Source organism: Arthrobacter sp. 05T444, assembly GCF_056395905.1.
Genome location: NZ_JBFTKK010000001.1, coordinates 135,522 through 159,276, shown reverse-complemented (window position 1 = coordinate 159,276; position 23,755 = coordinate 135,522). Strand labels below are relative to the sequence as shown.

The 23,755-nt window shown below is 67.0% G+C and carries 19 protein-coding genes; 6 read left to right on the top strand and 13 right to left on the bottom strand.

Annotation, left to right across the window (positions count from 1 at the left end):
* Nucleotides 1–75: 75 nt before the first annotated feature.
* Nucleotides 76–1,128 (bottom strand): NAD(+) diphosphatase, encoded by a 1,053-nt coding sequence (gene nudC / locus AC1DD3_RS00740; RefSeq protein ID WP_230119100.1) that lies wholly within the window; start codon nt 1,126–1,128, stop codon nt 76–78.
* A 152-nt stretch (nt 1,129–1,280) separates the two neighbouring features.
* Between nudC and AC1DD3_RS00735 the strand changes: the two genes are divergently transcribed.
* The gene (locus tag AC1DD3_RS00735; protein WP_476874587.1) at nt 1,281–2,612 is read left to right on the top strand and encodes a macrolide 2'-phosphotransferase; all 1,332 of its coding nucleotides are present in this window, start codon (nt 1,281–1,283) and stop codon (nt 2,610–2,612) included.
* Between the two features lie 43 nt (nt 2,613–2,655).
* Here the strand turns inward: AC1DD3_RS00735 and AC1DD3_RS00730 are convergent, their stop codons facing one another.
* Genes AC1DD3_RS00730 through AC1DD3_RS00720 form a run of 3 tightly spaced genes read right to left on the bottom strand, consistent with a single transcriptional unit; the run spans nt 2,656 to nt 9,934 of the window.
* The gene (locus AC1DD3_RS00730; RefSeq protein ID WP_230119098.1) at nt 2,656–6,156 is read right to left on the bottom strand and encodes an ATP-dependent helicase; all 3,501 of its coding nucleotides are present in this window, start codon (nt 6,154–6,156) and stop codon (nt 2,656–2,658) included.
* Nucleotides 6,153–9,521, bottom strand: a complete 3,369-nt coding sequence (locus AC1DD3_RS00725) for an ATP-dependent helicase (RefSeq protein ID WP_476874585.1) — start codon at nt 9,519–9,521, stop codon at nt 6,153–6,155. The genes AC1DD3_RS00730 and AC1DD3_RS00725 overlap by 4 nt, the downstream gene beginning before the upstream one ends.
* Nucleotides 9,518–9,934 carry an MGMT family protein gene (locus AC1DD3_RS00720; protein WP_476874584.1) on the bottom strand — a complete coding sequence of 139 codons (417 nt, stop codon included), beginning with the start codon at nt 9,932–9,934 and terminating at the stop codon, nt 9,518–9,520. Before AC1DD3_RS00720 ends, AC1DD3_RS00725 begins: the two co-directional genes overlap by 4 nt.
* A 131-nt stretch (nt 9,935–10,065) precedes the next feature.
* Here AC1DD3_RS00720 and AC1DD3_RS00715 point away from each other — a divergent pair, with 131 nt between their 5' ends.
* From AC1DD3_RS00715 to AC1DD3_RS00700, 4 genes are all read left to right on the top strand, one after another.
* Complete coding sequence (locus AC1DD3_RS00715; protein WP_230119096.1) at nt 10,066–10,776, top strand: 3'-5' exonuclease; 711 nt, start codon at nt 10,066–10,068, stop codon at nt 10,774–10,776.
* A 296-nt stretch (nt 10,777–11,072) separates the two neighbouring features.
* Nucleotides 11,073–12,008: an ABC transporter substrate-binding protein gene (locus AC1DD3_RS00710; protein WP_230119095.1), complete on the top strand. Its 936-nt coding sequence runs from the start codon at nt 11,073–11,075 to the stop codon at nt 12,006–12,008.
* 3 nt (nt 12,009–12,011) lie between these two features.
* Nucleotides 12,012–12,773 carry an amino acid ABC transporter permease gene (locus AC1DD3_RS00705; protein WP_476880754.1) on the top strand — a complete coding sequence of 254 codons (762 nt, stop codon included), beginning with the start codon at nt 12,012–12,014 and terminating at the stop codon, nt 12,771–12,773.
* Nucleotides 12,770–13,507, top strand: coding sequence for an amino acid ABC transporter ATP-binding protein (locus AC1DD3_RS00700; protein WP_230119093.1), 738 nt, complete (start codon nt 12,770–12,772; stop codon nt 13,505–13,507). Before AC1DD3_RS00705 ends, AC1DD3_RS00700 begins: the two co-directional genes overlap by 4 nt.
* 132 nt (nt 13,508–13,639) lie before the next feature.
* Here AC1DD3_RS00700 and hemL read toward each other — a convergent pair whose 3' ends face one another.
* The 8 genes from hemL to AC1DD3_RS00660 all read right to left on the bottom strand — a co-directional run bounded on the left by hemL (nt 13,640) and on the right by AC1DD3_RS00660 (nt 21,264).
* Nucleotides 13,640–14,971, bottom strand: coding sequence for a glutamate-1-semialdehyde 2,1-aminomutase (gene hemL / locus AC1DD3_RS00695; protein WP_230119092.1), 1,332 nt, complete (start codon nt 14,969–14,971; stop codon nt 13,640–13,642).
* Nucleotides 14,972–14,976: 5 nt separating this feature from the next.
* On the bottom strand, nt 14,977–16,068 hold the full coding sequence (locus tag AC1DD3_RS00690; RefSeq protein WP_476880753.1) for an LLM class flavin-dependent oxidoreductase: 1,092 nt from the start codon (nt 16,066–16,068) through the stop codon (nt 14,977–14,979).
* Nucleotides 16,065–17,048: a porphobilinogen synthase gene (gene hemB, locus AC1DD3_RS00685; RefSeq protein ID WP_476880752.1), complete on the bottom strand. Its 984-nt coding sequence runs from the start codon at nt 17,046–17,048 to the stop codon at nt 16,065–16,067. Before hemB ends, AC1DD3_RS00690 begins: the two co-directional genes overlap by 4 nt.
* A 10-nt stretch (nt 17,049–17,058) precedes the next feature.
* Nucleotides 17,059–18,051, bottom strand: coding sequence for a uroporphyrinogen-III synthase (locus AC1DD3_RS00680; protein ID WP_476880751.1), 993 nt, complete (start codon nt 18,049–18,051; stop codon nt 17,059–17,061).
* A gap of 21 nt (nt 18,052–18,072) precedes the next feature.
* Entirely contained in the window at nt 18,073–19,071 is a 999-nt protein-coding gene (gene hemC / locus AC1DD3_RS00675; protein WP_230119088.1) for a hydroxymethylbilane synthase, read from the bottom strand.
* Nucleotides 19,068–20,309, bottom strand: coding sequence for a ferrochelatase (locus AC1DD3_RS00670; RefSeq protein WP_476880750.1), 1,242 nt, complete (start codon nt 20,307–20,309; stop codon nt 19,068–19,070). Before AC1DD3_RS00670 ends, hemC begins: the two co-directional genes overlap by 4 nt.
* Nucleotides 20,306–21,007, bottom strand: a complete 702-nt coding sequence (gene hemQ / locus AC1DD3_RS00665; RefSeq protein WP_230119086.1) for a hydrogen peroxide-dependent heme synthase — start codon at nt 21,005–21,007, stop codon at nt 20,306–20,308. The genes AC1DD3_RS00670 and hemQ overlap by 4 nt, the downstream gene beginning before the upstream one ends.
* 89 nt (nt 21,008–21,096) lie before the next feature.
* Complete coding sequence (locus AC1DD3_RS00660; protein ID WP_230119085.1) at nt 21,097–21,264, bottom strand: hypothetical protein; 168 nt, start codon at nt 21,262–21,264, stop codon at nt 21,097–21,099.
* Between AC1DD3_RS00660 and AC1DD3_RS00655 the strand changes: the two genes are divergently transcribed.
* On the top strand, nt 21,254–22,120 hold the full coding sequence (locus tag AC1DD3_RS00655; RefSeq protein ID WP_476880749.1) for a hypothetical protein: 867 nt from the start codon (nt 21,254–21,256) through the stop codon (nt 22,118–22,120). The two genes, AC1DD3_RS00660 and AC1DD3_RS00655, sit on opposite strands and share 11 nt — an antisense overlap.
* A gap of 159 nt (nt 22,121–22,279) precedes the next feature.
* Here AC1DD3_RS00655 and hemG read toward each other — a convergent pair whose 3' ends face one another.
* Nucleotides 22,280–23,752, bottom strand: coding sequence for a protoporphyrinogen oxidase (gene hemG / locus AC1DD3_RS00650; protein ID WP_476880748.1), 1,473 nt, complete (start codon nt 23,750–23,752; stop codon nt 22,280–22,282).
* Between the last annotated feature and the right edge of the window lie 3 nt (nt 23,753–23,755).

Here is a 23,755-nt window from a genome sequence, read left to right as displayed (position 1 = left end):
GGATGGTGTGCTCGCTCCGGTCATATGCGCCGGCGCGAAAGGCAGGCGATATGCCTTTGCCGCGTTCCCGCAGCGTCATTCGTCCGCGGGCCGGTCCTGGATAACGCCGCCATACCAGTGTTCAATGAGGGACCTGGCGATGGACAATCTGCTGGAGATGACGATCTCGCCGCTGAGCACAGCCTCCTGGAGTTCCTCCCGGCTGAACCAGCGCGCCCGGGTGACCTCCACGCCGTCGGGCATTGCCTCGGTGTCATCCGTGGCAGCGGTGAACCCGAGCATCAGGGAGGCGGGGAAGGGCCAGGACTGCGAACCCAGATACTGGCACGCCTTGACCCGCACGCCCACTTCTTCGTGGATTTCGCGGTCCACGGCCTGCTCAAGGGACTCCCCCGGTTCTACAAAACCGGCCAGCGTGGAGTAGTTCTTGGCATCAAGGGGGCCGCCGCCGCCCAGGAGCAGGCGGCCGTCCGGGCCCACCACTGTGACGATGATGGCGGGATCAGTACGGGGATAGTGTTCGGAGTTGTCAGCCGGGCATCGCCGTACCCAGCCGCCGGTCTCCACTGTTGTCGGCGTGCCACAGCGGGGGCAATGGGTATGGGAGGCATGCCAGTTGGCAATGGCGCTGGCCTCTACGAATAGGGCCGTATGGGTGGGGTCCAGCCGGGCAGCGACGTCACGGAAGCCTTCCCAGGTAGCATCCGAGGGGAGTCCGGCGGCTCCCGGCTCCATCTGCTCGGGCAGGATGAAAAGGAGGATCTCCGTCCCAGCCGGTAGACCGGGGGAACCGAGTGCAGCGCCCAGGTAGACAATGAGCGAGGGCCCGGACTCGGCGTTGTGGATCCTGTCCCGCAGCTGGCCGGCGTCTGCCAGGACCAGGGCATCGCCGTGGATCAAGGCCTGCCTGCCGGAGAGGACCATGGCCCTGGCGCGTCCTGCTGCCAGGAGTCCGTCCACGAAGTTTGGTTTCATCCGCTCCGCGGAGCCGCGGTTCACCAAGGCGGGACGCACGGGAAGAACGGTATCGAAGAGATGGTTTGCCGGTACCTCACCCGCTGGCAGGTGATTTTCGGGCGCTCGGCCCGCCGGCTTAATGACCGGCGCAGCGGCCTCCGCATGACTCATGTATCCACCGTACTGACTCGGGGTGACAATTCACATTTCACCGGGTTGCCGCCGCTTCTCCGCGGGCGGCGCAACGGTGTTATTTCGGCTGGATCTCAAGACTCGCCGCGACACATCGTTGTCTTGGACGCGAGTCAATCTACCGTGGAAGCGTGAGAAGAGAACCGATCGAATTGGCAGCTGTGGCAACCGCTGCAGTCCCCGGACTGAGCCCGACTGCAGTGAGTTCCGCCCCGGACGATCCGGCGGACTTCGACTCGGCCCTTCTCCTTGATTCCGAGGGCAAGCGCTGGCGGGTCAGATCGCCGCGGCATGCAGAGGCCAGCACACGGCTGGAGACGGAGTTCCTGGTGCTGCGCGCCTTCGCGCCGGCCATCCGGGCGGAGCTCCCGTTCCTTATGCCAACGGTGGCCGGAACCGTCCGGCAGCAGAATCTGACCACCTTTGTCTATTCCCACCTAAGTGGCTCGACTCGCACTGTTGAAGAACTGACCGCCGGCTCCCGGAGGCTGGCGAAGGAGATCGGCACGGCTCTGGCCGCCATCCACGACCTTCCCCGCGCCTTGGTGAACAACGCGGATCTGCCCAGCTATACACCCAACGAATTCAGGCAGCGCCGGCTCAACGAACTCGACATGGCGGCCACCACGGGCAAGATCCCGCCATTGCTGCTCCGCCGCTGGGAACACGCCATGGAGGACGTCTCGCTCTGGCGCTTCAATCCCTGCGTGGTCCACGGCGACCTTCACGAAGATAATCTGCTGGTCGAAGAGGACAGGGTGACGGCCGTCACCGGCTGGACCGATCTGCGGATCGGCGATCCTGCAGACGACCTGGCATGGCTGGTGGCCTCCAACGAGCAGGATTTTGTCGATGCTGTGGTGCGCCACTACTCCGAACACCGACGTGACGCTCCGGACAACCACCTGCTGCGCCGGGCCGCGCTGTCCGCGGAATTCGCGCTGGCCCAGTATCTCGTCAAGGGGATCGCCGCCAACGACCCCGTGATGATCTCCGAAGCGGAAAGCATGCTCAGCACTCTGGCCGACGATATCGCCGAGTACGGCGGGCAGCCCATCAGTGTGGAGCCCCTGCCGCAGCCGGCAACACCGCCCGCGCCGGCAACTTCACCGGCGGACTCAGACGGGCCGACAGCGGGCCCGCCGAACCATGCGGCGGGGCCAGGACCGGTTTCGCCTGAACTGATTCCGGCGCCGGCGGCCACCGACGTCTCCGAGCAGATGCCCGCCGTGCATGTCACGCCTATCCCTGCTGATGCCGTGCATGTCACGCCTATCCCTGCTGAGGACGGCCCCGCGAGCACGGACGCCCCGGACACCCGGCCCAGCCCAGTCCCGCAGGACGGGCTGGGCGACCAGGACAGCGCAGACACTCAGGACGGCCCGTCGGGGCCACGGCCACCACTCACCGCTGATGACACGTCCACTACGGCCCTCACCATCGTCGAGGCCAAGGCCCCCTGAGCAAGCAGCCCAGCGCGGCCGGCTTCCGGGATCCCTCAGCTGCCTAGGGCTCTGGAACCGCCAGGGCCGCTGTGACAATTGACTCGAGCTCACCGGCAGAGGCGAGGTCATGGGGGCGCACAACCTGGTTGTCCGCCACGTAATAGAAGGCAGCCCGCACCTCGTCGACTGGGACGCCCTTCAGTCTTGCCCAGGCCAGCCGATAGACCGCGAGCTGAACGCTCTTCGTCTTCAGCTGCCCCGCTGACGGGCGGCGTCCGGTCTTCCAGTCAACGAGGTCCCAGCCGCCGTCGGCGTCCCGGAACACGGCATCGATCCGGCCGCGGACCACAACGTCGCCCACCCGGGTTTCGACCGGCACCTCGACGTGGGCGGGCGAGCGGTGCGCCCATTCGGATTCCCTGAACGTAGCCACCATGTCCTCCAGGCCATAGGCCTCGTCAATGTGGTTATCGGATCCGGGGGCTTCATCGATGTCCAGCATGCCGGCCGTTCCGAAGTATTCTTCCACCCAAGCATGAAATGCCGTGCCCTTCCGGGCGGACATCCCGGGTTCCCGGGGGATGGGTCTCCGGAGCCGTTGCAGCACCGCTCCGGCGTCTTCCTCCAGGTCAACGAGGGTGGAAGCGGAAATGTGTCCGGGCAGGTGGACGTCGCGGCTGCGCGCCCGGCGGGACCGGCGCTCAAGGAGCCGGGAAGCTTCCCTGGACCAGTTCGCAGCTTGAGGCCGGAGCGCGGACACGTGCCCGCGCGGCGGCTCCAATTCGGGCTCCGCGCCTTGCAGTGTTCTGAGACGGGTGGCGGCTATTTCCTGTAGCAGCCGTTCAGCGGCGTGGTCCATTGCCGCCCGCCTTCCCGGGACAAGCCGGAGCCGCCTCCCGGTGCGCGGATCGACAGGCCCCTCCAGGGGGTCGTACGGCCATACGGCCACCTCAAGGTCCTGGGTGAGGGGACTTTTGTCTGGCAGGGATTCCTCGTCCACCGAATCAGGGTGGACTTCGCCCGCCGAGACTCCTGCCGGAACGGAGCCGGATTTCCCGCCGACTCCGGCCAGCGGCGCCAGCTCCGCGAGGAATGGTGACATCTCAGCCATTCCCGCCCGGGCACCGACCCAGGCGGCGCTGGAAACCCACAGCACGTGCTTGGCCCGCGTATACGCAACGTAAGCGAGCCGCCGTTCTTCTGCTTCCCCGTGTGTTTGGACGGCAGCCTTGAAGTCCTTCTCGGCGTCCAGCCATCCTTTCTGGTCAGGCTGGTCCAGATCCCACTGGGGCAGGTCTGCCCGGTCGCCGCGGAGGGGCCAGGGAAGTGCCGCCGAGCCGCTGCTCCACCGTGAATCGCGGCTGCTCGGGAACGCCCCGGAGTTCAGCCCCGGGACAAAGACCACATCCCATTCGAGTCCCTTTGAAGCGTGCACCGTCAAGAGCTGGACCGCTTCATGGTTAACGTCGGACGGCGGCACATCAAGGCCGCCCTCCTCAACCGCCGCGGCTTCAAGCCAGGAGAGGAAGGCGAGGACATCCACACGTTGCGACGTCTGAAGAAAACCCGCCGCCGCGTCCTGAAAGGCGTCCAGGTTCCTCCGGGCCTGATGGATGCTGAACCCGGGCCGGGCTGCGACCTCAATATCCAGCAGCATGGCCCGTTCCACCTCGCCCAGGAGGGTCGTGAGGTCGTCCCCTATGAGTCCGCGCAGCTGCCGCAGCTCCGTGGCCAGCCTGTGCAGACGGTCCAGTGCCGGCACCGTCAGCGTTCGCCCCTGCGCCGAAGTCCAACCCTCCTTGGGCAGCCAGTCCAAGGCTTCCACCAGGCTGGCGGCGTCTGTGAGGTCCCCCTCGACGACAACATCGCCGGAGGGGCCCTCCTCGGCAATGGCAGCATCGGCCGCACTCTGCCCGCGCCGACGCGCGAGGAAGGACGACCAGTCACGGAACGCCATAAGGTCCGCAGGACCGATTCGCCATCGCGCGCCGGCCAGCAGCCGCATCAGGGAATCCGACCGGCCAGGATCAGCAAGGACACGGAGCGTGGAGACGAGGTCCACGATCTCCGGAGTGTCCAGCAGTCCGCCGAGTCCCACGATTTCATACGGGATACCGTTGGCTTCGAGTTCCCGCCTGATGCACTCCATTTGGGCACGCCGGCGGCACAGCACTGCCATAGCGGGCGGAACTGGTGCGCCAGCGGACTGATCCTCGAAATCGGTCACCCGAAACTTCAGGAGGTCCCGGGCAATCGCCGCCGCCTCCTCTTCATCCGTGGCAAACCGTCCCATGACTACACGGCCCTTGACCGCCACCGGGCTGGGCTGCAGCGGCGGCACTTCAACAGCGGCCGCCGACTTCCGCTGACCCGCAGGTCCCGCCGCCGCTGCTGCAGCGCTCAATGGCGCGGAGATGACGTTGGCCGCCTCGAGAATGTTCCGGCCGTTCCGCCACGCGGTGGTCAGGTAGGAGGTTGGGGCTGGGCTAAACCGGGGCGAGCCTGACTCCTCAGCCACTTTGACGGGGAACTCGCTGACGAAGTGGAACAGCTGACCCGCTGAAGCGCCGCGGAAGCCGTAGATGGACTGGTTGGGGTCTCCCACGGCGGTGACGGCGTGCCCGTCTCCGAACAGCCTGGAAAAGAGGACCAATTGCGCGTGCGAAGTGTCTTGGAATTCGTCCAACAGCACCACTTTGTATCGCTGGCGTTCCATATCGGCCGCGAGGGGGATCTCCCGGGACACCCTCGCCGCCAAAGCAACGAGATCGCCGAAATCCAAGGCGCCGCGTGCTCTTTTGGCCTCGGAGTAGCGACCTACAAGATCGGCCACACTGGCCCTTGTCCGCAGCATCGCGCCGAGATCGAGGGCCGCCTGGCTCGGGTTCTTCTTCGCCTCTGCCACGTAGGGAAGGCCCTCGAACGCGGCGAGCCGCTCCATGAGCCAGGCCTGAACCTCGCCCGGATCACGGAGGTGCTCTGCACACTCGCCGGCGAGCTGGATTACGGCCTGGACCAGCGTGGACTTGGCCACTCGGAAATGGGAGTATTCGCCGTCGAACGTCTCGACGACCTCGCTTGCCAACTGCCAGGCCTGGGCCCCGCCCAGCAGCACGACATCGCGCTCGATGCCGAGACGGAGGCCGTAGTCCGAGACGATGCCGCTGGCGAACGAGTGATAGGTGGACACCTTGGGCTCCAGGGCATCGGCGCTCAGGAGCCCGGCAGGGAACAGCGTGTGCCCGGCATCCGCTGCCGCGATCCGATGCAGGGCGCCAAGCTTTGCCCGGATACGGCTTGCCAGTTCACCGGCCGCTTTCCTGGTGAACGTGACGCCGAGGACTTCTTCTGGTTTGACCCAGCCATTGGCGACCAGCCAGACGACTCGGTCAGCCATGGTGGCGGTCTTTCCGGAGCCGGCACCGGCAATGACCAGTCTGGGGGTCAGCGGCGACGAGATAATGGCCGATTGTTCTGCTGTGGGCAGGTTCTTCTCCCCCAGCAGGGCGGACAGTTCTTCGGGGCTGAACATGGCTGCGGGGAGGTCTGCGGTGTGACTCATTCTGTGACCTGCTTTCCCCGTGCGCACAGCGGACAGACTTCCGGAAGCCGACAGCCATGACCGCCAAAGCTGCCCTTGGAAGGATCGTGTCTGGCTTCGAATTCACGGCCGGACATGACCTCGGCAGCGCCCTTCACCATGTCCAGTGCCCAGTTGTCCTGCGGATCCAGCGGATCCTGGTGCTGGACACCGGGACTCTTGGACGTGGTGCCCAGCTGGGCGAGTACGGCACCGCCCGGCTGGGCATCGGCGGTAATGCCTGGGCCCTCGAATCCCCCCGCCAGCACCGCCGCCTGATAGGCGCCAAGCTGGGGATGCCGGCCGAGCTCGGCTTTGCCGGGCTGCCTTTTGCCCGTCTTGAGGTCAACGATCACGAGCCGGCCATGGCAGTCGATTTCCAGCCGATCCACCTGGCCGCGCAGGACGGCGGAACGGGCAGTCCGGTCGGCGCCGGCATCTGTCTGGGGTTCGGCTCCGGCCTGGCTCAGCTGCACCTCGAAGTCCTGCTCCACGCCGACGAGCTGTCTGCCTTCGCTGCGCATCACCAGGATGTACTGCGCAAGTTTCCGCACCATGGATTCCGCCCGCTGAAAGTCCAGCCGCCCTTCCCAGTTGTCTTTCATCCCCAGGGCGGGCCAGCGCCGGACGAGCTCTGCGAGATATTCGGAGCCGGAGCCCTCAGGAAGATCCTGGGCGATCGAATGCACCAAGGTGCCCAGGCTCCGGGCGAAATCGGTGGCAGCCTCTCCGCCCGCCGCCTGGATAAACCAGTCCAGCGGCGATTTCTGAACAGTCTCAACCTTTGAGGGCGAAACGTACACCGTGCCCCCGGGCGGCACAATACGATCGTCGGATGTCAGGGGCGCCAGCCCCCACCAGGTGTCGGGGTGTGCCCCGGGAACGGGAGGATCCGCGGTCGCGAGGCGGCCCAGGACACGGACTGCTTCCTCAGATTCGGCAGCGAACCTGCCGTCGAGCTGTGCGTACTGGCGCAATTCGGCCACAAGGGCACGGAGCGTCAAAGGCCGTTCCACAGGAGTGAACCCCCTCGAGTCCTGGCCGGGGCGCAGCGGAGCGACGTAATCCAGAAATGAGGAGGGCTGTTCATCTTCCGACGCCACGGCCGTACAGATCAGTACTTCCCTGGCCCGCGATACCGCCGTCGAGAAACTGCGGAGTTCGTCGTACCGGATCTCCCGGAGCCGGCTCAGCGGGCCGAGCTGGAGCGCGTGTTCCACGCCGTGTTCCACGGCGTCGGCGAACAGCGTGCTGCCCAGCAGTTCGCCGCGGAGCCGGGTGTTCGGCCACACGCCTTCCTGAAGTCCTGCCACGATGACCAGCGGCCACTCCCGGCCTGCAGCGCTGGCAGGGGTCATCAGCTCCACGGCGTCGTCAACCTGCGCCCGCGCCGCCAGCGTGTCCATGGGCAATTCCTGGTTGAGCAGGTACTCAAGGAACTGCTCCGGGCCCGAACCCGGCATCTGATCGACATAGCGTTCGGCGGTGTGGAACAGCGCCATCATCGCGTCCAAGTCACGGTCAGCCCGCGCCCCGACGAGTCCGCCGGACAGAGCCGCTGCCGTCCAGGCTGCCGCAAGACCAGTGGAGTTCCACAGCGCCCACAGAACAGTCTCGGCGTTCGCCCCGGCCTCGGCAGCGGCCCTCCGGCCCGCCTGGATCATCTTCGCGACGCGACGTGCTGACCGCCCCTCGATCCCCAGTGACGCGAGCGCCCCGGGCTCCCCTAGGGCCTCAACGAGCAGCGAGTCGCTGGAGCGTCCGCCGCCGCCCAGGATTTCCTCCCGGCGCAAGGACTGGCGGAGCCTGCGCAGCTCAAGCGACGTTGCGCCCCCGATTCGTGAGGTCAGCAGCGACACGGCGGACTCCGGAGTCAGGAGGTCAGAATCAAGGGCCACGGCATAAGCGTCAAGCAACGGACGCACAGCGACTTCGTCGCGGACGGCGGACTCCGCCACGGGAATCCGTACGGGAATGCCCTGACCGGACAGATAGCGCTGGAGCTGACTGAGCTGGCCGCCGTTGCGGACAATCACGGCCATCTCCGCCAAGTCGCGGCCGTCGTTTATCTGGGCTTCAAGGATCCTTTGCGCCACGTACCGCAGCTCATGGACCGCCGACGGCAGCAGATGTGCCTCCACCGTTCCATCGAAATCCTCGCCGTCCCGGGCGGCCGCCTCCACACCGGTGCCGCTGTCGCCGTCGAGTTCATCAAGGCGCCGGGCGAGCTGCCCACCTGCCCGAAGGGAGATCCGGTCCGCGACGCCCAGCCACGCCCTCGCCACGGCGGGCTTGTGCCGGTGCGCGTGGCGGAGCGGCTTCTCCAATGCCTGCCTCCCTTCGTCAGCGCCTGCCAGGAGGCGCGGAAGCTCCGCAACAAGGTCAGGCCGCGCCCCCCTGAACCCCTGGACAACGGTGTCCGGGGAGGACGTGACGTAGACGTCCTTGCCGCTGGCAATATCTGCCAACAGCTCAAAGACCGCCGGGTTGGCTTCCTGAACATCGTCAACAAGGATCAGCTGGAGGCGTTCCCGCTCCGCGGCCAGAAAATCGGGAAAATCCTGGAACAGCTGCCGGGCCGCCGTGATGATCCCGGCAGGGTCAAAAGCCTCGGGCATGCGGAGGTCCAGGACATCCCGGTATTCGGCGTACAGTGCAGCGGCCGCGATCCAGTCCGGCCGGCCGCACTCGCGCCCCAGATTCTCAAGGTCCTCGGGGGTTCGCCCGGATTCAATGATCCGGTCGAAGAGCTGCCGCACTTCCTGCCGGAAGCCTCTGGTGGGCAGCGCAGCATCAAGATCGGCGGGCCACGGCAGTCCCAGGCCGGGCAGGGCGTGGCCTTCCAGCAGTTCCTTGATGATCAGGTCCTGTTCCGGACCGGACAGCAGCCGCGGGGCACGGGGCAACGGCAGGATACCTTCCGCCTTGGCGCGCCTGATGAGATCGAATGCATAGGACGCCCAGGTTCGGGCGGGAGTGGTACTTAGGCTGCGGTTCAGCCGAGCCGTGAAGCGGTCACGCAGGGTGTCCGCGGCCAGCCTGCCAGGCGCCAGAATTAGCACCCGCTCCGGATCCGTTCCGTTCATCTCTACCCTGCGGACCGCCGCTTCTATGAGAACGGTCGATTTTCCCGTGCCGGGCCCGCCAGGGACCAGCACGGGACCGGAGCCTGGCGCCACCTCGACCGCGGCCAGCTGGTCCTCGGATAGGACCGGAACGGCACTGTGGATCTGGCGCGGCGGCAGGAGCCGGAGACCGGTCCCGGCCAGCTGCGGGGCGGTCGCGGGGGTTTCCCAACGCGCCCCCGGCTCGGGGAAGGGTGCGGTCTGCTGGATGGTTACGGTCACTCAGACATTCCATCATCCGCGACTGACAATTTATGCAGCGACGCCTCCAGGCCCTCGGCGATCACGTCCAGGGCGTCGAACTCTGAATCCGAAGGCGCCCACCGTGCCGCAGCCAGGTCCACGCGCCAGCGGCCGTCCCCTGTCCTTGCGAACCGGAGGAAGTCGCCGCGCAACGGGGTTCCCTCGCGGAGATAGAACTGGAGGGCTTGGGACTCGAGGCCCTCCGGCGCCTGCCCGCTGGCCTTGAGGACCCGCCACCATGGCACGGCGTTTCCGTGGTGGCTCATGACAGCGCCGATCTGGCGCGGGCCGCCGGATCCGAGCAATTCAGCAACGTCCCCGTAGGCAACGGCCGAGCCGGCGGGGATGAGCCCGACGACCGCCAGCACCGCCTCCACATACTCCGTCCGCATGGCTTCAGACTATCGGCCGCTCTGCCTCCCGGCCGAACCCCGCAAGTGACCCGCGCAGCAGCCCGACGCCAGTTCCGGCGGAGCCCGCGACACGGTCCGAAACTGTCGGTGCCAGCCGGTAGCGTGTAGCCATGAGCACTTGGAACACCCTCCCCCGGGCCGCCTTCGACCTCGAAACCACCGGCCGTAATTCCCGCGCCGCACGAATCGTGACGGCCTCCGTGACCGTGGTGGACGCCTCCGGAGGCGTGATCCAGGAACATGAGTGGCTGGCGGACCCCGGCGTCGAGATTCCCACGGAAGCGAGTGACATCCACGGGATCACCACCGAGCACGCACGCAGCAATGGCCGGCCGGCAGCGGAAGTCACCCGGGAACTCGCAGCGGTACTTCAGGAGCTCTTCGACGCCGGAGTGCCGGTGATCGCTTTCAACGCCAGCTACGACTTCACGGTCCTTGCCGCCGAATCGGCCCGGTACGGCGTCCCGCAGCTAAGCAGGTTTCCGGTCCTCGACCCGTACATCATGAATAAGCAGGTGGACCGTTACCGCAAAGGCAAGAGGACGCTGACGGCACTGTGCGACGAGTACGGCGTGGACCTCGAAAACGCCCATACCTCTGCCGCGGATGCCTTGGCGACTCTCCGCATGCTGGATGCGATGGCCGGCAAGTTCCCCAAGCTGAAGCTGCCCGCCAGCCAGTTGCACCAGCTCCAGATGGATTGGGCCGTCAGCCAGGCGGCGGATTTCCAGCAATATCTCCGCAAGACCAAGCCGGCCGCGGTGATCGAGGGAGACTGGCCTGTCCTGCCCCCTGAAGACGCCAGCCGGGGCGACTTCTGAGGTCTGCGACGCAACTCACACGCAGAGGAATGCCGCCACCGACACAAAAGGAACTGGTCCAGATTCCGCAAACGGGCTTCATTTGCAAAGGAAGCACTTACGCCGCACCGCGCATCTGAATTAGATTCAGCAATAGAGATATTTCCTCGCGATTAATTCGGCTCAGCCCCTATTCAGCGGGTGGTGAGATGATTAAGTTTTGCGGTCCGGCTCTGCTATGGCAGTCGTCTTCGCGCTGACTGCGCGACTGGACCGCCCCCAAATCCTCGTGAAATCTCTATGAAAGTGATTGCTTGATGAAAATCAAAGCTATGAAGTGGCTGACCAGCGTTCCCGTGGCAATTGCCGTGGCCGTCTCCCTGGCCGCATGCGGCGGCGGCGCCGCTGCGCCCAGCGGGTCGCCGACCGATGCCCTTGCAGGCAGCGATCAGACCTCGCTGGACAAGTACACCACCAAGGACGTCACCGCCTTGGACAAGATCGACAAGTCCAAGCTCGGCCTTCTCAGCGAAGGAACACTCAGCGTCGGCACGCTTTCGGATGCCCCGCCGAACATCTTCATCGACAAGTCCGGCAACTTCACCGGATTCGACAACGAACTGCTCAAGGCGATGGCCGCCAAGCTCGGACTGAAGGTGGAGTTCGCGGCCACCGATTTCTCCGCCCTGCTGGCCCAGGTTCAGAACAAGAAGTTCGACGTCGGATCCTCCTCGATCTCCACCACGGACAAGCGCCGCGAATCCGTTGGGTTCACCAACGGCTACGACTTCGGCTACATGGCAGTCGTTGCCAAGACCGACTCCAAGATCAAGGGCTTCAAGGACGTCAGCAGCGACCAGCGCGTCGCCGTCGTCCAGGGCACCGTGCAGGACGATTACGTCACCAACACGCTCAAGATCGAGCCGGTCCGTTTCCCCGATTACAACACCGCCTACGCCAACGTGAAGAACGGCCAGGTGGATGCTTGGGTAGCCCCTTCCCAGCAGGCTGACGGCCAGGTCAAGAGCGGCGACGGCACCGCCATCGTCGAGAAGACCATCAACACCCAGAACTTCACGGCCTACGCGGTGAACAGCAAGAACCAGGCGCTGACCGACGCGCTCAACTCGGCCCTCGACGCCGTGGTCGCCGATGGTACCTGGTCCAAGCTGGCCAAGCAGTGGTACCCGGACCGTGAAACCCCCAAGAACTGGAAGCCGGGCAGCAAGGCTTCCGCACTCCCGGCCTCCTAGCCTATGGATTTCGTCCAGTTTCTTGACACCTTTTTCAACTGGGAGGCGATGGCCCAGGTCATCCCCTCCCTGTTGACGGTTGGCCTTCCCAACACGCTGATCCTGGCCGTTTTGTCCGGCATCATCGGCTGCGTTCTCGGCATGCTCCTGGCCATTATGGCCATCGCCCGCAATGCCGTGCTGCGCTGGATTTCACGGGTTTACACGGACATTTTCCGGGGCCTGCCTGCTGTCGTCACCATCCTGATCATCAGTATCGGGCTCGGCCCGGTGGTGAAAGACATCACCGGCAGCAGCAATCCCTACCCGCTGGGCATCATGGCTCTGTCCCTGATGGCAGCGGCGTACATCGGGGAGATCTTCCGGTCCGGAATCCAGAGCGTGGAGAAAGGCCAGCTGGAGGCGTCCCGGGCACTGGGGTTCAGCTACGGATCGTCCATGCGGCTCGTGGTGGTGCCGCAGGGCATCCGCCGCGTCCTGCCGGCGCTGGTCAACCAGTTCATCGCGCTGATCAAGGACTCGTCCCTGATTTACTTCCTGGGCCTGCTTGCGTCGCAGCGGGAAATCTTCCGCATCGGCAACGACGCCACGGCAAACTCTGGGAACCTGTCCCCGCTGGTAGCCGCGGCGTTGCTTTACCTCCTGTTGACCATCCCGCTGACGCACCTGGTCAACTACATCGACAACCGTCTGCGCACCGGACGGCCGGAAAAGAAACAGCCGGACGACGCCGCAGCACTGATTGGGAAGGGAGCGCAGCCATGAGCGAATTCGCGTCCGGTTCACTGACTGGCAAGAACCTGCACCTCTCCTTCGGCAGCAACCATGTGCTTCGGGGCATCGACCTGCACGTGGAAACTGGAACGACTGCGTCGGTCATCGGCCCGTCCGGTTCCGGAAAGTCCACCCTTTTGCGGGTCATGAACCGGCTGATCGAACCGGACCAGGGTGACATCCTGCTGGACGGGCGCTCCGTGCTGAAAGACAACCCGGACGAGCTCCGCCAGCGCATCGGCATGGTCTTCCAGCAGTTCAACCTCTTTCCGCACAAGACCGTCGTGGAGAACGTGGCTCTCGCGCTGCGAAAGCTGCGGAAGCTGCCCAAGGACCAGGCGCGCGCCGAGGCCCTGGAACAGCTGGACCTCGTGGGGCTCAAGCACAAAGCGGACTCGCGACCGGCCAACCTCTCGGGAGGCCAGCAGCAGCGCGTGGCGATCGCACGCGCGCTGGCCATGAAGCCGGAGGTGATGTTCTTCGATGAAGCGACGTCGGCCCTGGACCCCGAGCTCGTCAAGGGCGTCCTGGCCCTGATGGCCGATCTGGCCAAGGGCGGGATGACCATGGTGGTGGTGACCCACGAAATGGGCTTCTCGCGGAACGTCTCGGACACCGTCACCTTCATGGACGGCGGCGTTGTGGTGGAATCCGGCCCGCCGGAACAGATCTTCACCGGTCCCCGCACCGAGCGGCTGCAGGGCTTCCTGTCCGACGTTCTCTAAGGTCGTAGCCAAGGTCGCATTACCGTTCATGCCCGGAGGGCAAGGATGCAGAAAATCCCCGGTCCTCGGACCGGGGATTTTCCGTTTCCGGCACGGGCGGTGATAACCCGCGCCCGGGAGGACGACGGCGGGTCAGGCCTTGGCGGCGGCGGCCGCCTTCGCGGCGGCAGGCAGGGCTTCGAAAATTCGGTTCATGGCGGCGTCGTCGTGCGCTGCCGAGAGGAACCAGGCCTCAAATACCGATGGCGGGAGGTACACGCCCGAGTCCAGCATGGAGTGGAAGAAGGGCGCGTAGCGGAACACATCCTGCTTCTGGGCGTCGCTGTAGTTGTGGACGCCGTGCTGCGAGGTGCCGAACGCCACCGAGAACAGGTTCCCAGCGCGCTGGATGGAGTGGTCCACGCCGGCCGCGTCCAAGGCGGATGAGAGGGCCGAGGAGAGCTCCAGCGAGCGGGCGTCGATGAACGAGTAGACCTCACGGGTGGCGTGCGTGAGGGTGGCAACGCCGGCGGCCATGGCCACCGGATTGCCGGACAGTGTGCCGGCCTGGTAGACCGGGCCGAGCGGGGCGAGGTAGTCCATGACGTCGGCGCGTCCGCCGAGTGCCGCCGTCGGCATGCCGCCGCCGATCACCTTTCCGAAGGTCAGCAGGTCCGGGGTCCACTTTTCGGTGGACTCTGCGGCCCCGCCGGTCAGGCCCCAGTAGCCGGAGTAGCCCGTGCGGAACCCGGTGAGGACCTCATCGACGATCAGCAGAGCGCCGTGGGCGGCCGTGATGCGCGACAGCCCCGCATTGAAGCCGTCACCGGGGGTGACGACTCCCATGTTGGCGGGCGCGGCTTCGGTGATGACGGCGGCGATGTTGGGGCCGTGCTCGGCGAACGCGGCCTCGACCGCTCCGAGGTCGTTGTACGGGAGCACCAGGGTTTCGGCAGCCGTGGCTGCGGTGACCCCTGCCGACCCGGGAAGGGCCAGGGTGGCAACGCCCGAACCGGCCGAGGCCAGCAGGCCGTCGAGGTGGCCGTGGTAGCAGCCGGCGAACTTGATCACGAGGTTTCGGCCGGTGAAACCCCGGGCAAGCCGGACGGCGGTCATGGTGGCCTCCGTGCCGGTGGACACCATGCGGAGCCGCTCCACGGCGGAAACGCGTTCCTTGACGATCGCCGCCAGGTTGGCCTCGTCCGGGGTGGACGCGCCAAAGGACAGCCCGCGGTCCACGGCTGCGTGGACCGCTTCGAGGACGGCCGGGTGGGCGTGGCCCAGCAGTGCCGGACCCCAGGAGCAGACCAGGTCAACGTATTCGTTGCCGTCGGCGTCCGTCAGGTACGGACCCTTGGCCGAGACCATGAACCGCGGAGTGCCGCCCACGGAGCCGAAGGCCCGGACCGGGGAATTGACTCCGCCCGGCATCAGCTGGCGGGCGCGGTCGAAGAGTTCCTCGTTGCGAGGCATGCTGGAAGTCATGCGTCCTATTCTTTCAGGAGTTCGTTGACGCGGGGTGCCACAACCGTTCCGAGCAGCTCGATGGAGCGCATCATGGCGGCATGAGGCAGCGATCCGCTGCTGTATTTGAGATCGAAGCGGTCCGCCCCAAGGTTGTGCTTGAGCCGGACGATCTTTTGTGCCACGGTCTCGGGCGAGCCAACGTAGAGGGCGCCCTCGGGTGTGCACATCGCGTCGAACTCGGCGCGGCTGCCGGGGCCCCAGCCACGCTCCGAGCCGATCCGGTTCCGAAGTTCGAGCCAGAGCGGGAAAAACTCCTCCCGCGCTTCCCCGTCTGTGGGCGCAACGTGCCCGGGCGAATGCGTGGCAACCTGCTGCAGGGGATGGCCGTACTTCGCCATGGCCTCCCGGTAAAGATTGGCCAGCGGCGCAAAGGAGCGCGGCTCGCCGCCGATGATCGCGAAAATGATGGGGTATCCGTATTCGGCGCAGCGGAGCACGGATTCGGGGGTGCCGCCCACCCCGATCCAGGCAGGCAGGAGGTGGTGCTCCAGATGCGGATATACGCTCAGCCCGCTCAGGGCCGGCCGGGTGCGCCCTTCCCAGTGGACGGGTTCCTGCGCGCGGACTTTGTGGAACAGCTCGAGTTTTTCCTCGAAGAGGACCTCGTAGTCCGCGAGGTCGAGCCCGAAGAGCGGGAAGGATTCGATGAACGAGCCCCGTCCCAGCATCACTTCCGCCCGTCCGTTGGAAAGCGCGTCAACGGTGGAGAACCGCTGGAAAACCCGGATGGGATCGTCGGAGCTGAGCACGGTGACAGCCGAACCGAGCCGGATCTGTTGGGTCCGTGCGGCCGCTGCGGCGAGGAAGACCTCCGGGGCGGATACTGCAAAGTCTTTGCGGTGGTGCTCCCCCACGCCAAAGGCGTGAAGTCCGACGGCGTCTGCCAGCTCCGCCTGTTCCAGCAGTTGCCGCAGGACCTGGGCATGCGGCACCGGGCTTCCGTCCGGCCCCGTCCCTACATCACCGAAGGTGTTGAGCCCCAGGAGGATCCGGGTTGGCCCGACCGGTTCAGTGGGGCCGGCCGGAGCGGGCGAACTCACCGGAGTTTCGCTCATCTGGATTCCTTCAGCCAGCCAGCCAGCTCGCTCGCCCAGTAGGTCAGGACCATGTTGGCGCCGGCGCGCCGGATGCCCAGGACGGACTCCGTGATGGCGGCCCGCCGGTCGATCCAGCCGTTCGCCGCTGCCGCCTCGATCATGGCGTACTCCCCCGAGATCTGGTACGCAGCAACCGGCACGGGGCTCATTTCCGCGACGTCCCTCAGGATGTCGAGGTAGCTCATGGCGGGCTTGACCATCACCATGTCGGCCCCCTCAGCGAGGTCCAGTTCCACTTCCTGGATGGCCTCGCGCCGGTTGGCGGCGTCCATCTGGTAGGTCCGGCGGTCGCCCTTCAGCTGCGAATCGACGGCCTCCCGGAACGGGCCGTAAAAGGCGGAGGCGTATTTGGCGGCGTAGGCCACAACGGCGGTGTTGACGTGTCCGGCGTCCTCAAGGGCCTGGCGGATGACGCCGATCTGGCCGTCCATCATTCCGGAGGGGCCCAGCACGTGGGCGCCGGCGTCGGCCTGGGCCACGGCCATCTTGGCGTAGATCTCCAGCGTGGCGTCGTTGTCCACGTAGCCGTCGCTGTCCAGGACGCCGCAGTGGCCGTGGTCGGTAAATTCGTCCAGGCAGACGTCGCTCATGATCACCAGGTCGTCGCCCACCTCGGCCCGCACATCGCGGATGGCCTTGTTCAGGACACCGTCCGGATCCAGCGATGCGGTTCCTTCGGCGTCGCGAACCTCCGGAATGCCGAACAGCATGATTCCGCCCACGCCCAGCTCCACGGCCTCTGCGGCGGCACGCCTAAGGGTTTCGGTGGTGTGCTGAACCACGCCCGGCATGGACGCGATCGAACGGGGTTCGGCGAGGCCCTCGCGGATGAACGCGGGGAGGATCAGCTCTGCGGGGGCAAGCCTGTTCTCGGCAGTGAGCCTGCGCATCGCGGGAGTGGTGCGGAGCCGCCGGGGGCGGTGGTTCGGAAAACTCATGTCCTGTCCTTCACTGGGAGCCTGCTGCTGACGAATGGATGTCTGGGGTCGTGCCGGCTTCGGGATGGAGGGCCCGGATGACCGCCGTCACAAGCCCTTCAGGGGTGGACTCGCCTGCCGTGGCAGCAACGGTCAGGCCCAGGGCCTCAGCTTCCGCCGCGGTTGTCTTCCCGATGGCAACGAAGCGGCAGGCTCCCAAGGGTGAAAGCGCCGCGTGGATGCGGCGGGCGGCACTCGGCGAAGCCGCGACGACGGCGGCAATCCCGCCGTCGGCCATGCGGGCTTTTGCTTCCGCCGGAGTCACCAGGAATGAGCCGCCGTCGGAGTCCGCACCGCCGCCGGCCGACGTTCGGTCCGCGGCAAGGCGGCGGCCCGGCCCCGCCGGGTAGTCCACCGTGTGGTAGGCCACCACCGTCCGCACATCCGCGCCTTGTGCCTTGAGTCCGCGGGCAAGCGTGGGAGCTGCGATATCGGCCTGCGGCAGCAGCACCCTGGCCGGCCCCCCGGGCCATTCCCCGGCAAGACCAGCCCCGGACTGTTCGTGTTGGGGGACGAAGTGCACGGCGATCCCGGCGGCCTCCAGTGCGCTTCGGCTGGACGGTCCCACCGCGGCCACCCGCGTTCCCGACGGTATCCACCGACGCAAGGCCACGTTTCTTTCGGCCGCCTTGTCCTCCAGCGCCAGGACGCTGGTGGCGCTGCTGACCACGAGCCAGTCAAAGTCGCCTGCGCCCAGGCCATCGAAGGCATCGTCCAGGGCCGCCTGGTCCGCAGCGCGTTCGAAGTCCGTCAGCGGCAACAGCAGCGGCTCTGCACCGGCCAGCCGAAGCTGTGCTGCAAGGGCGCCGGCGCGTTCCGGGCTCCGGGTGATCAGTACGCCGTCGCCCGCCAGCGGGCGCCGCGTTTCAGAGAACTCTCGCGTTTCAGGAAACTCTTCTTCGGGGCGCTGCGCGTCCTGGTTCCGGGCAGAGCCGATCGCCGGACCTTCGCCGCTTCGTTCCATAAAGTGGTCCCCGCCGGCCGGTCAGGACGCTGTCAGGTCCGCGATGTCCGCAGCCCCTGCGGCCAGGAGGACTTCCGCCAGTTCGATGCCGAGCAGCGTCGCGCCAACTTCGGTCAGTCCGTCCGTGGCCCGCTTGTCGCGCACTGAAGCCGTACCGTCGACGGCGCAGACCACTGCTTCGAGGTGGAGCATGCTGCCCTTGCGGTAGGCGTAGGCGCCCACGGGGGCGGCGCAGCCTGCCTCGAGCCGGGCCAGCAGCGCACGCTCCGCGGTGACGGCAAGCCGGGTGTCTTTGTCGTCGAGGGCCGCCAGTGCCTGTGCGAGAACGCCTTGCGAACCCTCGGTGGAACCTGCTTTTCGGGGGGCATCGGCTGTGCGGCATTCGATGGCAAGGGAACCCTGCCCCGCGGCCGGCAACATGATGTCCGTCTCCAGGTATTCGGTTACGGTGTCCAGCCGGCTGATGCGCTCCAGGCCCGCAGCGGCCAGTATCACGGCATCGAGATCACAGGATTTTCCGTCCACTACGGCGTCGGTGGCGTTTCCGGGGAGGCCCGGAACGCGCCCAAGGCGGGTGTCCACGTTGCCGCGGATGTCCACGATGTCCAGGTCAGGGCGGACCGCACGGAGCTGGGCGGCCCGGCGGGGCGAGCCGGTGCCCACCCGGGCGCCCTTGGGGAGATCAGCCAGCTTGAATCCGTCGCGGGAGCACAGGACGTCCCGGACATCCACGCGGCGCGGAGTCGCGGCGAGGGTCAGCCCTTCCGCCGGGCCCGTGGGCAGGTCTTTGAGGGAATGCACGGCGACGTCGCACTCGTTGCGGAGCAGGGAGTCCCGGAGTGCGGCCACGAAGACACCGGTGCCGCCCATCTGTGACAGCGAACCCTTAAGGACGTCGCCCTCGGTCCTGACGTGGACAAGCTCCACGGGGAAACCCCCGACGGCGGCCAGCAGGTCAGCGGTCTGCTGTGTCTGGGTGAGGGCCAGTTTGCTGGCCCGGGTGCCGATCCGTACAGTCACTGCGCGTCCTGCCTCGCTGAAGGATGGGGGTCGTGGCCGGTGCCCACAGTGGTATCGGCACCGGCGATGGTTGGCTTTTCGCCGCGGAAATTTGCGCAGCACCCGGGACGGCAGACGTCGTACCAGGGCCCGAGCGGTGTCGCCGCAGGGCGGTCCGCGATGTTGTTCGCCGCGGTGCGTTCGCAGATGAGGTCCACAAGGCCTGATACAAAACGGTGGTGGGTCCCCGGCGTGGGAACGCGGGTTGCGGCGAGCCCGAGGTTGCTGCAGGTCTGCATGGCTTCCGTATCGAGGTCCCACACCACTTCCATGTGGTCGCTGACGAACCCGAGCGGAACGATCACGATGCCTTTGACTCCCTGCTTGGCCAGGTCCTCAATGGCGTCATTGATGTCTGGTTCGAGCCAGGGCACATGGGGGGCGCCGGAGCGCGACTGGTACACCAGGGACCACGGTGCGGAAAGGCCGGATTCGTCTTCGACGCGGCGCATGACCTCGGTTCCGGCGGCCAGGTGCTGGGCGACGTAGGCCGAGCCCTCGGCAAACTCGCGGGGTTCGTCCACCGAACGTCCGGCAGCATCAGCGTCACGCGTCGGGATGGAGTGCGTGGCGAAGAGAACATGGATGGGGGCCCCGGAGGTTCCGGCTGCTTCCAGCTGGGACCGGACGTCGGCGATTCCGGCGGCCGTGCCTTCGATGAAGGGTTCCACGAAGCCGGGGTGGTCGAAGTACTGGCGCACCTTGTCCACTTCGAGCTTGCCATCGAGGCCCGTCTCGGTCAGTGCCATGCCGATGTCCTCGCGGTACTGGCGGCAGCTGGAGTAACAGGAGTAGGCGCTGGTGGTGACCATGAGCAGCTTGCGGTGGCCGGCGTCGTAGGCGTCCTGCAGGGTCTGCGGGATGTAGGGGTCCCAGTTGCGGTTGCCCCAGAGCACCGGCATCCCGATGCCCCTGGCCGCCAGCTCCGCTTCCAGCGCCGCCTTCAGTTCGCGGTTCTGCTGGTTGATCGGGCTGACGCCGCCGTTGGCACGGTAGTGGTGCGACACCTCTTCCAGCCGCTCATCCGGGATCCCGCGCCCGCGGGTGACATTCCGCAGGAACGGGATGACGTCTTCCTGGCCTTCCGGGCCGCCGAACGAGGCGAGGAGAACGGCGTCGTAATCCTTGGGCGCCATCCGGCCGGCTTCCGTCACCGCGTTCACGGCAACGGCGGATTCCTGGGGACCCAGCGGACTCATGCCAGGACCTCGGCAATCTCCCCGGCAGTGATCCGGCGGCCGGTGTAGAAGGGGATTTCCTCGCGGACGTGGTTGCGGGCCTCGGTAGAGCGCAGGTGGCGCATGAGATCCACGAGGTCCACGAGGTCGGGAGCCTCCAGGCCGAGGATCCACTCCCAGTCGCCGAGCGCGAACGAAGACACGGTGTTGGAAATAACCTGCGGGAAGTCGCGGCCCAACAGTCCGTGGTCCCGCAACATCTGGCCGCGCTCATCCTCCGGCAGGAGATACCACTCGTAGGACCGGACGAAGGGGTACACGCAGAGCCATTCGGCCGGTGCCACGCCGCGGGAGTAGGCCGGCGTGTGGTTCTTGGCGAACTCAGCCTCGCGGTGGACACCCATGGCGGACCACACTATTTCCGTTCCGGCAAACAGCTTGCTGCGGCGGATGTCCCGGATGGCCTGCTGCAGCGCCTCAGGTTTGGGCCCGTGCAGCCAGACCATGATGTCGGCGTCGGCGCGCATGGCGGAGACATCGTAGCTTCCGCGGTGGGTCACCCCGCCCTCTGCCAGGCGCGCCACGAGGGCGTCGAAATCTTCGGCAGCATCAGCGGTGCGGAGGACGTCTGCGGAGCGCTTGAATACGGTCCAGAGGGTGAAGAACTGCTCGGCTGTTTCTTCGGCTTTGGTGACAGATTCGGCAGGAGTGTGGCTCATGGATACCATCCTGCCCCTTTCATGCTCCCAAGTCGAAAAACTCCACTTCTACGGCGTGTAGAAGTGGCTTATTTCACAGCATCCTGCTGTCACAGGGGCCTGCGAATTCTCAAAGCGACGAGGCCGGCGGCACCGGCGAGGACCACGAGCCCGGCTCCTGCCCAGACCAGCGGCCAGGCAGCGCTGCCCTGCGAAACGCCAAGAACTGCGCTTTCGGACGGCGCATGCGCTGTGTAGCGGGAGTCTATGGTCGCCATGTTCATCGGGCCGGACAGTTCTGCCGCCCCCCACACTCCGGAGGCTGTCCCGGTAGCGCCGAGCCCGTGGGCGCCCAACGCCGCAGCGGGCCTGCCGATTGCCTCCGCCAGGGAACGCGTCTTCGCGGAAGTTGACGATCCGGATGCCGGAGCCGCCGCGTCCTGCGGACCCACCCCGGATGACGGCAGCGCGGGGCCCTGCGCCGGGGCTCCGGCTGCGGGGGCGGCCCCGGAGCCAGTCGACGCCGGCGAAGACGCCTCCGTGGGAGCACTTGCCGAAGTCCCGGGTGGCGTAGCCGTGCCGGCGGGAGCCTGTGAAGGCGAGGAAGACGGCGCGGAAGCCGTAGCGGACGGCGAAGGGAGCGGCGCAGCCGGCGACGGCGTCGTGGAAGGCGACAGCGACGGCTCGGGCGATGTGGGCACCGACGGCACTGGGGACAGCGTCGGCACGGTCGGCGTCGGCACTGCCCGTTGCGGCACGGTGGGCGTCGGAACCGGGGACACTGGCGGGGAGAATGACGGCGAAAGGGCGGGTGTCGGAGCCGGCGGGTCCGATCGCCCCGCCAATGCTGCCGCGGCCCAGGCCTCGAGGCCCGTACCGCCGGAGCCCGAGTCACCAGGGCCCGAGTCTCCGGAGACCAAGTCGCCACTGACCGTGGCGCTGACCCTCGTGCCGGCCGGAGCCGGGCTTGAGGTGCCGCCTTCTTCCGTGTCTGTGAGAGACCCGAGGCTAACAGCGTGGGATGCAGGAACACCTGCGGACAAGACCAGTACCGCTCCGAGCGCAGCTGCTGCAGTGCCGCGCCGAAGTCCCCCATGGAAACCAGTCAGCGTACGAAAATTATCGGACTTCTGATTGACCATAGTCATCGACCCTAGACACAAATCGCCGCCGGGAAAAACTTGCGGTCAGGGCCGCCAGCAGGTATCGCGGGCGGTCGTACAGCAGCCTGGCCCGCGCCGTGCACCGGCCGGAACGGGCCCGTTCATCACCGGCTCCGGGCGGAAAAACAGGCTAGTGGAGGACGTCTTGCAACTGTTTGCGGGTGTCCGCCACCACTGCGGCCAGCCCGTTTCCGGCGAGCCATCCGCCCACCAGCAGCAGTCCGTCGCTGCCGGCGCAGATCCTGCGGACCTCGGCAACCCGCTGCCGGTGCCCGACCGCGGCAAAAGGCAGCGCGCCGGCCCATGACACGACATCCCAGTCCACGAGGCTGTCCGCACTAACGGGCACGGTCAGCAGGGCGGACGCGTCGCGCATTGCCTGCTCAAGCAGCGCCGCGTCGGCGCTCAATTCCGGCGTGTCGGCGGCCGGAGCGGCGCTGTCGCGGCGGCCATACGACAGCCTCAGGACATGCCTGCCCGGGCCGGCCGCCGCCGCCAGCCAGTCCCACTTCGCTGTGGCATGGGTGAGCGCCTTGGCGCGGATGCCGGGGGTCTGCGGAGCCACCAGGATGCCGGTTCCGCGCGGACGCCGGTCCAGCTCAGGGAGATCCACAACAAGTGTTACCAGTTTGACTTCCGGGCCGGGGCCGGGCTGGTGGCCGGCCAGGGCCGGCACGGCGTCCTCAAGAAGCCCGACGGCGGCAGGACCGTCCAGCGCGATCACCAGCACACCGGCGTCGTACGTTTGTCCGTTGGCCCCGTCTTCCGGAGTCCCGGTTCCGCTGGTACGGATCCGCCAGCCGTCCGGGGTCCGCGCCGCCGAGTCGGCCCGGGCGCCGGTCACAAGCCCCACGCCGCGGCGGCGTAGATCGGCCACGAGGGCTGATACCAGGGTGTGCATGCCGCCCCTCAGCCCGGCGACGGCAGAGCCTGCCTTGGCTGCCGCTGCCCCCTCGGCGGGCCGGCGGCGCTGGGCCGCCACCGCGGCGGCCAGCGAACCGTGCCGGGTGATCCCGGCGCGGAGCCCGGGAGCCACCATGTCCACGTCCAGGAGTCCCGGATCAGCCGAGTGCACGCCGCCCACCACGGGCTCTACCAGGCGGGTCAGGACACGCCGCCCCATCCGGGCGCGGACCAGCGAGGAGACACTCGCGACATCGGCTGTGGTGCCCACGGACGCGGGCAGGAACCTGTCAAGCGAGGCGCGGAGCGAACCGCCGAGCCCGAGGGACCGGCGCACTTCGGGGTCCCACGGGTTCGCCGGAATGCCCAGCACACCCGTCTTGGGAAGCTCACGCGGGCCGTCCGGCAGCTGCACCCAGGCACCGCCGGGATGCGGGGCAACAATGTCTTTGGTCAGGCCCAGCTCCGTCGCCAGATCGGCCACGGCGCTGGAGCGCGTGGCGAACGACTCGGCGCCGCTGTCCAGGTCCAGGCCGGCGACCTCATGGCGGCCGACGCAGCCGCCCCACGAGTCCGTGGCTTCGAGCAGCGTGGTGTCCAGTCCGGCCTGCGCCAGTTCCCGGGCTGCGAGGAGACCGGAGATGCCGCCGCCCACCACCAGGGCCGTCCGTCCGGCAACAGGAGAGCTGCCCGCACCCATCGC

Coding starts and splice junctions, on each gene's coding strand:
- AC1DD3_RS00670 (WP_476880750.1), bottom strand. CDS start 20,309: ATGAGTCCGCTGGGTCCCCAGGAATCCGCCGTTGCCGTGAACGCGGTG.
- hemQ (WP_230119086.1), bottom strand. CDS start 21,007: ATGAGCCACACTCCTGCCGAATCTGTCACCAAAGCCGAAGAAACAGCC.
- AC1DD3_RS00720 (WP_476874584.1), bottom strand. CDS start 9,934: ATGCGGACGGAGTATGTGGAGGCGGTGCTGGCGGTCGTCGGGCTCATC.
- AC1DD3_RS00730 (WP_230119098.1), bottom strand. CDS start 6,156: ATGAGTCACACCGCAGACCTCCCCGCAGCCATGTTCAGCCCCGAAGAA.
- hemG (WP_476880748.1), bottom strand. CDS start 23,752: ATGGGTGCGGGCAGCTCTCCTGTTGCCGGACGGACGGCCCTGGTGGTG.
- nudC (WP_230119100.1), bottom strand. CDS start 1,128: ATGAGTCATGCGGAGGCCGCTGCGCCGGTCATTAAGCCGGCGGGCCGA.
- hemB (WP_476880752.1), bottom strand. CDS start 17,048: ATGAGTTTTCCGAACCACCGCCCCCGGCGGCTCCGCACCACTCCCGCG.
- AC1DD3_RS00660 (WP_230119085.1), bottom strand. CDS start 21,264: ATGGCGACCATAGACTCCCGCTACACAGCGCATGCGCCGTCCGAAAGC.
- AC1DD3_RS00710 (WP_230119095.1), top strand. CDS start 11,073: ATGAAAATCAAAGCTATGAAGTGGCTGACCAGCGTTCCCGTGGCAATT.
- AC1DD3_RS00715 (WP_230119096.1), top strand. CDS start 10,066: ATGAGCACTTGGAACACCCTCCCCCGGGCCGCCTTCGACCTCGAAACC.
- hemL (WP_230119092.1), bottom strand. CDS start 14,971: ATGACTTCCAGCATGCCTCGCAACGAGGAACTCTTCGACCGCGCCCGC.
- AC1DD3_RS00700 (WP_230119093.1), top strand. CDS start 12,770: ATGAGCGAATTCGCGTCCGGTTCACTGACTGGCAAGAACCTGCACCTC.
- AC1DD3_RS00655 (WP_476880749.1), top strand. CDS start 21,254: ATGGTCGCCATGTTCATCGGGCCGGACAGTTCTGCCGCCCCCCACACT.
- AC1DD3_RS00690 (WP_476880753.1), bottom strand. CDS start 16,068: ATGAGCGAAACTCCGGTGAGTTCGCCCGCTCCGGCCGGCCCCACTGAA.
- AC1DD3_RS00680 (WP_476880751.1), bottom strand. CDS start 18,051: ATGGAACGAAGCGGCGAAGGTCCGGCGATCGGCTCTGCCCGGAACCAG.
- AC1DD3_RS00705 (WP_476880754.1), top strand. CDS start 12,012: ATGGATTTCGTCCAGTTTCTTGACACCTTTTTCAACTGGGAGGCGATG.